The 11,538-nt window shown below is 59.5% G+C and carries 10 protein-coding genes; 3 read left to right on the top strand and 7 right to left on the bottom strand.

The genetic code is table 11. The annotated features are described in order from the left end of the window. Positions 1-44: 44 nt before the first annotated feature. The 3 genes from ACA063_RS07000 to ACA063_RS06990 form a co-directional block, all read right to left on the bottom strand. The gene (locus ACA063_RS07000; RefSeq protein ID WP_497665292.1) at positions 45-707 is read right to left on the bottom strand and encodes a class I SAM-dependent methyltransferase; all 663 of its coding nucleotides are present in this window, start codon (positions 705-707) and stop codon (positions 45-47) included. Positions 708-777: 70 nt separating this feature from the next. Then, complete coding sequence (locus tag ACA063_RS06995; protein ID WP_497665291.1) at positions 778-2,427, bottom strand: phosphoethanolamine transferase; 1,650 nt, start codon at positions 2,425-2,427, stop codon at positions 778-780. Between the two features lie 178 nt (positions 2,428-2,605). Beyond that, the gene (locus tag ACA063_RS06990; RefSeq protein ID WP_497666483.1) at positions 2,606-3,973 is read right to left on the bottom strand and encodes a glutamine synthetase family protein; all 1,368 of its coding nucleotides are present in this window, start codon (positions 3,971-3,973) and stop codon (positions 2,606-2,608) included. 595 nt (positions 3,974-4,568) lie between these two features. On the opposite strand from ACA063_RS06990, the gene ACA063_RS06985 reads away from it, so the two are divergent. The 3 genes from ACA063_RS06985 (at position 4,569) to ACA063_RS06975 (ending at position 7,695) form a co-directional block, all read left to right on the top strand. Continuing rightward, the gene (locus ACA063_RS06985) at positions 4,569-5,753 is read left to right on the top strand and encodes a cyanate transporter (protein WP_497665290.1); all 1,185 of its coding nucleotides are present in this window, start codon (positions 4,569-4,571) and stop codon (positions 5,751-5,753) included. 15 nt (positions 5,754-5,768) lie between these two features. Beyond that, complete coding sequence (locus ACA063_RS06980) at positions 5,769-6,689, top strand: DMT family transporter (RefSeq protein ID WP_497665289.1); 921 nt, start codon at positions 5,769-5,771, stop codon at positions 6,687-6,689. 73 nt (positions 6,690-6,762) lie between these two features. Beyond that, positions 6,763-7,695 (top strand): LysR family transcriptional regulator, encoded by a 933-nt coding sequence (locus ACA063_RS06975; protein WP_497665288.1) that lies wholly within the window; start codon positions 6,763-6,765, stop codon positions 7,693-7,695. Here the strand turns inward: ACA063_RS06975 and ACA063_RS06970 are convergent. The 4 genes from ACA063_RS06970 to ACA063_RS06955 form a co-directional block, all read right to left on the bottom strand. Beyond that, positions 7,692-8,057 (bottom strand): 5-carboxymethyl-2-hydroxymuconate Delta-isomerase, encoded by a 366-nt coding sequence (locus ACA063_RS06970; protein ID WP_497665287.1) that lies wholly within the window; start codon positions 8,055-8,057, stop codon positions 7,692-7,694. The two genes, ACA063_RS06975 and ACA063_RS06970, sit on opposite strands and share 4 nt — an antisense overlap. Before the next feature lie 57 nt (positions 8,058-8,114). Continuing rightward, complete coding sequence (locus tag ACA063_RS06965) at positions 8,115-9,041, bottom strand: LysR substrate-binding domain-containing protein (protein WP_497665286.1); 927 nt, start codon at positions 9,039-9,041, stop codon at positions 8,115-8,117. Positions 9,042-9,153: 112 nt separating this feature from the next. Continuing rightward, positions 9,154-9,858, bottom strand: coding sequence for an NAD(P)H-dependent oxidoreductase (locus ACA063_RS06960; protein ID WP_497665285.1), 705 nt, complete (start codon positions 9,856-9,858; stop codon positions 9,154-9,156). 9 nt (positions 9,859-9,867) lie between these two features. Then, positions 9,868-11,538, bottom strand: coding sequence for an ABC transporter ATP-binding protein (locus ACA063_RS06955; RefSeq protein WP_497665284.1), 1,671 nt, complete (start codon positions 11,536-11,538; stop codon positions 9,868-9,870).

Raw genomic sequence — 11,538 nt, 5'->3', positions numbered from 1 at the left:
CGAAAAGACGCACCTGGCAGCAAGAAATGTCTGACAGGCGGGCGTTAACTAGCCTTACGAAGGACGTAGACCCGCATCCCCATGCAACCGGGCAGATAGTCCTGATGACTGACGATGCGCAAACCGGCTTCCTTGAACTGGGCTTCTACCTCGGCCCGGCTGACCGGTCCTTGTGCGGGTGAGACCTGCGAGCGGGATCGCAGCCCCTTGAATCGGGCTTCGACCCGCACCGCGACAATGACCGTATCGCGACCGACCCGATGAAACTCCTTGAGCATGGCCAGCCGATACTCGGCACCGTCGATATGCTGAAACAGTTGCATGCAAAAAATGCTGTCGACCGCATTCGCTGACAAGCCAATCAAAAACGCAGAACTCTGAAACGTCTTGATCCGTTTGAGCACGTCGTGCGGATGGTGGGTCTGGGCGTGATTGAGCATGTCCTGGGACGGATCGCAGGCAAGAATCACCCGGTTGGCATGTTCGGCCAACACTGGCCAGAACCGCCCCGCACCGCAGGCCACATCCAGGATCAGTCCCGGTTCGCCCGCCACTTTCAACGCGTGACGCACCAGTTGCTCGGACCGCCAGAACGTCAAACGCTCCGCCAGACCACGCGGTTGCGCCTGTCGGCAGACGCGGGCATGTTCCTGGTCGTAGCGCCGGGCGAACTCAAGCTCGACAGCAGAGGGTGGCAACGCGGACATGTGCATGACTCTTCGGGAAATAAGTACCGGCCGCCGATTAGCGGCCGTCGCGTGAAAAAAGGTCGAGCACTTACTCTTTGGCCAGGACGCCATCGATCACGGCGCCACGGCAACCGGCGAACATATCCAGGTCCTGGTTGTAGACCTTGCTGCTGACTTCCAGCAGCCCGAGCATCGAATGGAACAGGTTGTCCTGGCTCAAGGGTTTTTCCCGACTCAGTTGCAGGCAATGGGTATCTACCGAGAACGATTTTTGATAACTGTCGGAGAACCAGGCCAGCATCGCCACGCGCTTCTGTTGTTCCGGCGCCAGCATGTAGGGCGTGCCGTGGAGGAACAGGTTGTACTCGCCCAGGGATTCTCCGTGGTCCGACAGGTAGAGCATGGCGGTATCAACTTTGTCCTGGTTGCTACGCAGCACATCAATCAGTGACGACAGCACATGGTCGGTATAGACCAGCGTGTTGTCGTACCCGTTCACGATACTTTCGCGACTGCAATTATTCAGCGCATTGCTCTCACAAACCGGTGTGAAGCGTTCGTATTCTTTCGGATAACGCTTGAAGTATTCCGGACCGTGACTACCCATCTGGTGCAGGACCAGCACGGTGTCCTTGTCCAGGTTGTCGATGAAATGCTGCAGACCCTGCAGGAGAATCTCATCGCGACATTCGCTATTGGCGCACAGCACCGGGTCTTTCAGATTACTCACATCGTCAAGGGTCACGCGGTCGCACGTACCCTTGCAGCCGGATTGATTGTCACGCCAGATCACGTCTAGGCCCGCCCGCTTGAGCACGTCCAGTAGGCCTTCCTCGTTTTTCGCCTTGCTGGCGTTGTAGTCCTTGCGGCCCATATTGGAAAACATGCAGGGCACCGAAACGGCTGTTTCCGTACCGCAGGAATGCACATCGGTGAAAGCGATCAGCCCCGGCTCTTTATCCAGTGTTGGCGTGGTATCGCGGTCGTAACCGAGGATGCCGAAGTTTTCCGCACGAGCACTTTCACCCACGACCAGCACCGTCAGGGATTTGCGCCCATGGGTTTCCCAGGCCGGGTTGCGCTGGGCGTCTTCACCGATCTTGACAAAGGGTTGCCGTGCCGACACGACTTGCTCACGCAGAAAGCCCACTGACGCACCGATGTAGTTACTCGGTACGACCATCAGGCGCAATTCATGGTGATTGCGAAACAGTGAGGACAGGCCCTGATAGTTAATCAGCGCGACACCGCCGATGACGGCAACCGACGCAACGCTCACCAGAACTTTGCTGACTAACTCACGGTGCCAACGACGGTAACTAACCGGAACTCTCCATAACAACCAGGACGGCAAAACACCGAGAAATAATATATAGACCAGCAACTTTACCGACAGTAAGTCACGCACTTCTGTGGCGTTGGTTTGTGCGAAGTTGCGCAGCATACCGATGTCCATCAGCACGCCATATTGGCTCATGAAATAAGCCACGCCGGCACTGCACATGAAAATCAGCGTCAACACGGGTTTCAAGACCGGCCGGAAAGCCAGCAGGGTCAATACGATGTTGAACGCCGCCAGGATCATCAGCCCGAACGCCACGCGCATGACGATGCCCTTGCCGTCTGCGGTGGTGATGTCGAACAGGTGCTGCCAGAGCACGAAATTGAAACCCGTTAATAAAAACGCGCTGGCAATCAGAGTCACCCACTCGGGGCGAACGGCTTTTAACTTCAACATGATGGTTGGCTGTTCCTGAAAGAAGTGCCTGCGGTAAATGTGAAAATTTCATTTACCGCGACAACACTAACTTTAGGCAGCCAACCATCAATTTTTTGTGAAAAAGAAGCCAACGATTAGTTGGCTGATGGCACTAGGCCAAAACTTTTAACTTATTTGAGAATGGTTCAGCTTTTGTTCAGGCTTGATGTAAGTACCAACGCCAGTCCTGTTCCCCTACCTCGCCCATGAACTGCCGATACTCGGCACGTTTCACCGCCAGGTAAACACCGAGAAACTCGCCGCCGAATGCTTCACGGGCCCACGTCGAACCTTCAAGTGCCCGCAGGGTGGTCAGCCAATCGGTCGGCAGCAGTTCCGTCGCCTGGGCGTAACCGTTGCCCTCCACTGGCGCACCAGGGTCGAGTTGTTCACGAATGCCTCGATGAATACCGGCCAGAATCGCTGCAGCGGCCAGGTAAGGGTTGGCGTCGGCCCCACAGATGCGGTGCTCGATGTGTCGGGAGAACGCCGGTCCGCCGGGCACGCGCAAACTGACGGTGCGGTTGTCCACGCCCCAGGTGGCCGCCAGCGGCGCATAGCTGTTGGTCTGGAAGCGGCGGTAAGAGTTGGCGTTCGGGCAAAACAACAGCAACGAGTCGAGCAAGGTACTGAGCATTCCGCCGACCGCGTGTTTAAGCAGCGGCGTGCCGTCCGGGGCTTCGCTGGCGAACAGGTTGTTCCCGTCCTTGTCCGCCAGGCTGACGTGCATGTGCATGCCGGTGCCAGCGAGGTCATCGAAGGGTTTGGCCATGAAGCACGCTGTCATCCCGTGCTTGTGCGCGACACCCTTGACCAGGCGCTTGTAACGCACCGCTTCGTCCATCGCCTGCAACGCGTCGGTGCGGTGTTCGAGGGTAATTTCCACTTGCCCCGGTGCGTACTCGGAGATCGCCGTGCGGGCGGGAATGCCCTGGAGTTTGCAGGCACTGTAGAGGTCGGCCAGAAACGGCTCGATCTGCTCCAGTTCACGCAGGCCATACACCTGAGTGCCACGCGGGCGACCACCATCGACGTCTCGCGCAGGTTGCGGACGACCGTTGCTGTCGCGTTGCTGATCCAGCAAATAGAACTCGAGTTCCGCCGCCATGACCGGGTAGTAACCGTCAGCCTGCAGGCCATCGATGACCTTCGCCAGTAAATGCCGCGGATCGGCAATGGTCGCCGGCATCCCTTCTGTCGGGTGCATGCTGACCTGCACCGCCGCCGTCGGGATCAAACGCCACGGCATGCGCGTCAAACTGCCACTGACCGGGTATGCCCGACAATCGATGTCGCCCACGTCCCACACCAGGCCAGAGTTTTCAACGTCATCGCCGTTAATGGTCAGTCCCAGAATGGTGCTCGGCAACGGTCGCCCGCTGTCGTACACCGCCAGCAGTTCATCGCGATGGAGCAACTTGCCCCGAGGGACGCCGTTGTTGTCGAGGATGAACAGTTCGAACATCTCGATATCCGGGTTCTGTTCCAGAAAGGTCAGGGCTTCTTGTTTTGTGGCGAAGGGAATCGTGGCACTGCTCATGGGAATTCTCTTGTTTCCGTGTCAGGCAAACGCGCAAGCGCTGCCCTGTTGATCCCGACGAATCAGTCGAGACCTGTAAGAACAATCAACGGGAAACGCAGGAATCCGGCGGGCGCGCGTGACGGCAGTGCCACAGCGCCCAGAAGGCTAGATCGGATGGAAGTGTGACGGCGCAACCGTCCATAGAAGAGACCGCAGAGAACAGATGCAGCAGCGTCACACGGGCGGTTGCGTCGTTCAATCGGCATTTGAAGAACTTTGGGTGCGGATTGGCTAAACAATCGGAGCCTTTTCGCCCTTGTAGCAGCTGCCGAGCCTGCGAGGCTGCGTCCGGCTGCGAAGCAGTCGTGAAATCAGACGATGCGTAATTCAGATGGATCGCGTCACCTGGATTACGACTGCTTCGCAGCCGGACGCAGCCTCGCAGGCTCGGCAGCTGCTACAGGGTCGGTGTGGTTTTCATAGATGGCGGTGTTTTCCCGAGCGGTATTTAGTTTTTAAATAGTGGTGCGGACTTTCTGATTTGCGGCGTTTCGGCCCTCGCGCGCCTAATCGTTTCCTTTCATTCAAGGTCCGATTGATGGAACACGTTCGCGCAATCACCCGCCCCGCCGTCTTGTTGATGCTTGGCATTGTTCTGGTCGCCCTTAATCTGCGCCCTTCCATGGCCGCCGTCGGTCCTCTGCTGTCAGCCATTCGCGGCGACATCGTACTGAGCTTCAGCCTGGCGTCGTTACTCACCATGTTGCCGGTGATGGCGATGGGGCTGGCCATGTTCTTCGGCATTAAAGTCAGCCAGCGACTGGGCGAGCAGCGCACGGTGGTGCTGTCATTGTTGATCATCGGCCTGGCCACCGCTTCACGGCTGTTCCTCGACTCTGCGGCGGAACTGATCCTCAGCGCCGTGATTGCAGGCGTCGGTATCGCCTTGATCCAGGCGCTGATGCCGGCGCTGATCAAATCCCGTTTCCGCGATAACGTTGCCCTGTGCATGGGCCTCTACGTCACCTCGATCATGGGCGGCGCAGCCATCGCCGCCTCCTTCGCGCCGTTGGTGATGACGCACACCAGCAGCTGGCGCGCGGGCCTGGCGATCTGGGCCGTGCTGGCGCTGGTGGCATTGCTGTTCTGGATTGCACAACCTGCACAGAGGCCCGCGCTGGAATCGAAACCCTCCAGCAATGCCTCCTTTTTCGGCAATTCCCGCGCCTGGCTACTCGCCATTTTTTTCGGCCTGGGCACAGCGTCCTACACCTGTGTGCTGGCCTGGCTTGCACCGTATTACATGGAAAAAGGCTGGAGCGAACAAAACGCCGGATTGCTGCTGGGATTTCTCACCGCCATGGAAGTGATATCCGGCCTGGTGACGCCCGCCATTGCCAACCGCAGTCGTGACCGACGTCGGGTGCTGGTGGTGTTGTTGGTGCTGATCATGGCCGGTTTCTGTGGACTCATCCTCAGCCCGCAATACCTGAGCCTGCTGTGGCCCTGCCTGCTGGGGCTGGGTATCGGCGGGCTGTTCCCGATGAGCCTGATCGTGTCGATGGATCACCTGGACAGCCCGCAGCGCGCTGGTGGCCTGACCGCGTTCGTACAAGGCATCGGCTACCTGATCGCCGGCCTGTCCCCCCTGATCGCCGGCATGATCCGCGATCAGCTTGGCAGTTTCGAATGGGCCTGGTGGTCGCTGACCGGGGTCATGGCGTTGATGATCCTGATGGTCCTGCGTTTCGATCCGCGGCATTACGCCCGCCACATTCACTGACCGGGGCACACCTGCATGAAACACTCTTTCGCCAGCGCCCACTTCGGCATGCTGCTCTGGGCGCTGCTGATCGCAGGCTCGTTTTCCGCGGCGGCGCAGGTCAGTCAGGCCATCGACCCGATCCTGCTCACCGCCCTGCGCCTGCTGCTCTGCGCCGTGGTGTTCCTGCCGCTGTTGCTGTTCAAGGGCGACACCGCCATGACCGTCCGAGGACTGATCAGCCATGCCGCGCTCGGCTTGTTGCTGGCGGTGTATTTCGGTTCGCTGTTCGAAGCGCTGCGCTACACCTCGGCGGTGAATACCGGAACGATGTACACGCTGGTGCCTTTGTTGACCCTGCTGTTTGAAGCCGTACTGATGCCCGACGAGCGCCAGAAACGACAAGTACTGCCGATGCTGATAGCGGCCGGCGGCGCGGTGTTGCTGGTGCTCAAGGGGTCCGGTCCCGGCGAATGGCCGTCGCTCTACGCGATGCTGGTGTATGGCGTGGGTTGCCTGGCGATGGCGCTCTACTCACCCCTGAGTCAGCGGCTCAAGGCCAACAATCTGAAGGGGCGCGGGCCGGTGGCCATGACCTTCTGGAACATGCTGTTCGGCGCCGTATTTTTGTTGGCGTTGTGTGGCTTCAGCGGCGGTTGGCGCACGGCGCCGTTATTGACCCTCAATGACCTTTACTGGCTTATCTACCTGGCGCTGTTCGCCACCCTTGCCACCTTCTGGCTGTTGCACCGGGCCATTGGCGTCATCGCGCCCTCCTCGGTCATTTCCTACATTTACCTGAGCACACTGTTCATTACGCTTTTCCATTGGCTGTGGCTGCGTCAGTCGCCGCTGCCTCAGGAAATCGTCGGTGCAGTGCTGGTAGCCGCTGGCATGTTGGCGTTGTTGCTGTCCAGCCGTCGCTCACAGCTGAATTCCGACAAAGCGTTCACCTGACTCCTTCGTTCCGTTAGGATCTTTCGCACAGTCATGCGCTCACCAATGCAGGACGCGCAGCGAGAGGCAATGGATGCTCAACAGTAACGCGCTTAGAAAACTCGACATGCAGGACTTCATGGTGTTCGTCACCCTGTATGAGCAGAAGCACGTCACGGGTACGTCCGAGACCCTCTGCGTCAGCCAGTCGACCGTGAGTTACTGCCTGAAAAAACTGCGAGCCAGTTTCGACGACGAGTTGTTCGTCAACACCCGCACGGGCATGCACCCCACCTACAAAGCCGACCGCATGTACCCACACGTGCTTAAGATCCTGGAACACATCAACCTGTGCCACGCCGGCGACGCCACCTTCGACCCGACATCGCAACCCGTCACGTTCAACCTCTGCGCACCGGAATACTTCGAGCAGTTGATCCTGCCACGGCTGTTGAAGCGTTTTGCTTCCGCGGATTGGCCGGTGATGGTCAACATGCACAAGTTCGACACCGACATTCCGGTCGAAGCGCTACGTGACGGCAGCCTCGACCTGGTGATGTGCTTCGGCCCGGACTTTCATCGCAGCCACGGCGACTTCAGATCCGAGACCTTGCTGGAAGATGATCTGGTGTGTGTCTTTGATAGTCGCGCAGCACGCAATGGATCGCGCTTAAGCCTGGACGAGTTCGTCGAACGCCGGCATGTGTTTCCAACGCCGTGGACATCCACCACCAACATGGTCGATGGCTGGTTGGCGCAACAAGGGCAGAAACGGCAGATCGTTGCGCGGGCGAATAGCTATGGCGCGGCATTGAAGATGATCACCGGGACGGACTTTGTGGTGACGTTACCGCGGCGGATACAGCAATTGCTGGCGAGTGATTCGGGATTTGCTGTCTGCGAAGCCCCGCCAGGGTTACCGGGGTTTAGCCTCGATATGCAGTGGTGTCAGCGCGTTGATAAAGACAACGCGAACGCCTGGTTGCGTGAGCAAATCGTCTGGGCATGCTCTGAAAAGCAGAGTTAAAGACTGATCGCCATCTTCGTATACGACTCCCGATCAATATCCAGAATCTCCACACACACCTGCACTTCCACCCCCGCCGGCCATTCACACAGATCCTGCACCACCGCCAAAAGACTCTCGGACAATTGCAGCTTGATCTGCGGCGAACGTCCGCTGAGTAACGCGAGTTTCACGTGCACGAACGCTCGCTCACCCATTGCCGTGCCCACCTTGAACGTGTCGACCTTCACCGCGCGGCTTTTGATGTCGAATTCAGACGCAAACTGACCGGAACCCACCAGGGTGTTGTTGAGCCGGATCAGGGCCACATCGGCGTTCAGGCCGGGCAGGTTGGCGGTGTATTCCATGTGCAGGTGGGGCATGACGGTGCTCCTGAAGGGTGGCGGAAAGGTCCTACGTATATCACAGAGTTGTCCGACTCAAGGCGGGGTGGGTACCAGTTCCCGATCGCTCATGAAGGTTTCCAGGCGCTTGCGCAGCCAGCGTTCGGCAGGGTCGGTGTCGACGTGGCTGAGCCACACCATCGACAGGTCCAGGGTGGGTGTCTTGAACGGGAACGGCTCTTTGAACAGCAGTCCGGATGCCGCCATGGCTTCGGCGGTGTAGTCCGGCAAACTGGCGATCAGGTCGGTGCCGGCCAGCAAGGCCGGCAGTGCGCTGTATTGCGGCACGGACAGCACGACCTGGCGCGTACGCCCGATCTCTGCCAGCCATTCATCGGCGTAGCCACTGACGTTGGCAGTGTGGGAAACCAGCACATGAGGACGTGAGCAATACTCATCGAGGGTCAGCGGTGTGTCGGAGGCATCGGCGCGCAAGATGCTGGGCTGGATGTGCCGCAACAGTTTGCGCTTGGCATTGGCCGGGAGGCCGCGGGTCTGGCTGATACCGACGGTAATGTCACCAGACGCCAGCAGGTCGGGAATGCGCCAGTAATCGACATGCTGAACCACGAACACCACCTTCGGTGCTTCCTGGCGCAAGACTCGCAACAGCGGTGGCAACAGGCCGAACTCGACGTCATCGGACAAGCCGATGCGGAAGGTCATGGTGCTGATTGCAGGATCGAAATCGTGGGTCAGGCTCAGGGCGATCGACAGTGAATCCAGGGCTGGCGAGAGGTACTTGATCAGCTCTTCCGCTCGGGCCGTGGGCTCCATGCGGTGACCGACGCGGATGAACAACGGATCGTTGAACATGGCCCGTAAACGGTTGAGTGCCGAACTGATGGTCGGCTGGCCGAGAAACAGTTTCTCGGCGACCCGGGTGACGTTGCGCTCGAGCATCAATGTCTCGAACACCACCATCAGATTGATGTCGGCCTTGCGTAGCTCATTGCGATTCATCCATTGCCCCCCGTCCCCAGACTGTTGCCAGTTTAGGAAGGCCGGGGGGTAACGTCCATCGGCATGATCACCGGAGTGCAACTCGCCTCACTGCAGCTCGGGGATTTCCCGCTCAGACAGGCAGCGGATACAGCGCCTCATCGAACTGCGACAGACGCGGGAACGTCAGCGGTTGCTCGTCGCTCAAGTGATCCAGACGCTGCGCGTAATCCTGCAAAAACCCCTTGCGAGCATCGTCGCTGATGTACGGCACGTGCCAGGCCACGAATGGCTGCAGGACGTCGAAGCCGACGTACGCCAGCGTGCCGCGCAGGATCGGGCGCAGCATGTCTTCCAGCGGACCGTGAATCGCGCCGTCGCCGAACATATGCTCTCGTCCGCCCAAGGTAACGGTCACCAGCGCTTTCTTGCCGCTCAAGCCGCCCTGATCGTAGAAGCGCTTGCCGCCGTAGCAGACACCGGACACCAGCACGCGATCAATCCAGCCCTTGAGAATCGCCGGGGTCGAGAACCAGAAAATCGGGAAGTTGAGGATCAGCAGGTCAGCCCACAGCAGCTTGTCGAGTTCCTGCTGGATGTCCGGCGCCAACGACTGGCTCTTGACGCCCAGGCGTTGCTCCAGGGCATAGACCAGGTACTCCGGGTTTTCCCGCGAGGAAAAGTCCTCGGCGCTGGCTACCGGGTTCCAGTTCATGGCGTACAGGTCACTGACCTTGACCTCATGCCCTTGGGCTTCGAGAGTGGCGACAGCCTGGTCACGCAGGGCGGCGGTGAAGGAGTTCGGCTCCGGATGAGCGTGAACGATCAGTACTTTCATGGCAGTTCCTTAAACGCTTTCAAGCTTGGTGTTGGAAGAGAGTGTCTGAGTAGATAACTCCGCCCGCGAGGCCAGCAACCGGTCAAGCCAGTCGGGGTCCATTTGCGGTTCGGATGAAAACAACAGCCCGGTGTAATCCTTGTGTGGCGGCGTGAAAATCGCACTGCGCGAACCGTGGTCGACCACCCTGCCCCGCTGCATCACCAGTACCTCATCGGCGATCGCCCGCACGGTGGCGACATCATGGGTGATGAACAGGTAGGAGACGCCCAATTGCTGTTGAATCCGGTTGAGCAGTTTGAGCACGCCTTCGGCCACCAGTTGATCCAGCGCCGACGTCACTTCATCGCAGATGATCAATTGCGGATCGGCCGCCAACGCGCGGGCGATGCACACCCGTTGCTTCTGCCCGCCGGACAACTCCCGGGGTTGGCGCTCCATGAACGTCGCAGGATCGAGTTCGATCATTTCCAGCAACTCGGCCACCCGCGCGCGCATCGCCTTGCCTTTGAGGCCCAGGTAAAACGTCAATGGCCGGCCGATGATGTCGACGATGCGCTGACGCGGATTCAACGCCGTATCGGGGATCTGGTAGATCATCTGGATGCGCCGCAGTTGCTCTTTGCTGCGTTGGCGAAAGTCTGCCGGCAGCACTTCGCCGTCGTACAGCACCTGGCCGGAAGTCGGCGCCAGCAGGCCGGTGATCAGCCGTGCGGTGGAACTCTTGCCGCTGCCGGACTCGCCGATGACCGCCAGGGTCTGGCCGCGGTACAGGCTCAACGAGACATCGTGCAGCACCGGTTGATGGCCGTAACTGGCGCAGCTCATGCGCAATTCCAGCAGCGGTTTTTCCTGCTGGGGGCATGGCTTGGGTTCGGTGTGAAAACTGCGCACCGCCCACAGCGATTTGGTGTAGTCCTCTTGAGGATCGGCGAGCATGGTGCGCGTTTCGGCTTCTTCGACCAGCTTGCCGTGACGCAGAACCATGATGCGGTCGGCCATCTGCGCCACCACCGCCAGGTCGTGACTGATGTAGATCGCCGCGCTGCCGAAGGTCGCCACGGCATCGCGAATGGCCGCCAGCACTTCAATTTGTGTGGTGACGTCGAGGGCGGTGGTCGGCTCGTCGAAGATGATCAGGTCCGGGTGGCACGCCATCGCCATGGCCGTCATTACCCGCTGCAACTGCCCGCCGGAGACCTGGTGCGGATAACGCTGGCCGATTTGTTCCGGGTTGGGCAAACGCAGTGCCCGATACAGCTCCACCGCTTCCGCCATGGCCTGTGCCCGGCTCATGCCGCCGTTCTTGACTGCCGTTTCGACGTGCTGGTCGATGAGTCGATGGGCCGGGTTGAACGACGCCGCCGCGCTTTGCGCCACATAAGCAATGCGCAGGCCACGCAATTTGCGCAGCGCTTCAGGTTTGGCCTGCAGCAGGTCGATGCCATCGAAATGCACCGAGCCGCCCGTGATCCTGCAACCGTCCCGGGTGTACCCCATGGAGGCCAGACCCAGGGTCGATTTGCCGGCACCCGACTCGCCAATCAGCCCCAGCACTTCACCTCGTTGCAGGGTCAGGTCGATGCCTTTGATCAGCGGATGCCATGCATCCTCGTAATGACCTTCGATGTGCAGATCACGTATTTCCAGCAGCGGCTTTTCATTGTTGAGCGTGGTCAT

The organism is Pseudomonas sp. LBUM1643, assembly GCF_059716215.1.
Note: the sequence above shows the minus strand (reverse complement) of the source record. Positions and strands in the feature narration are given on the sequence as shown.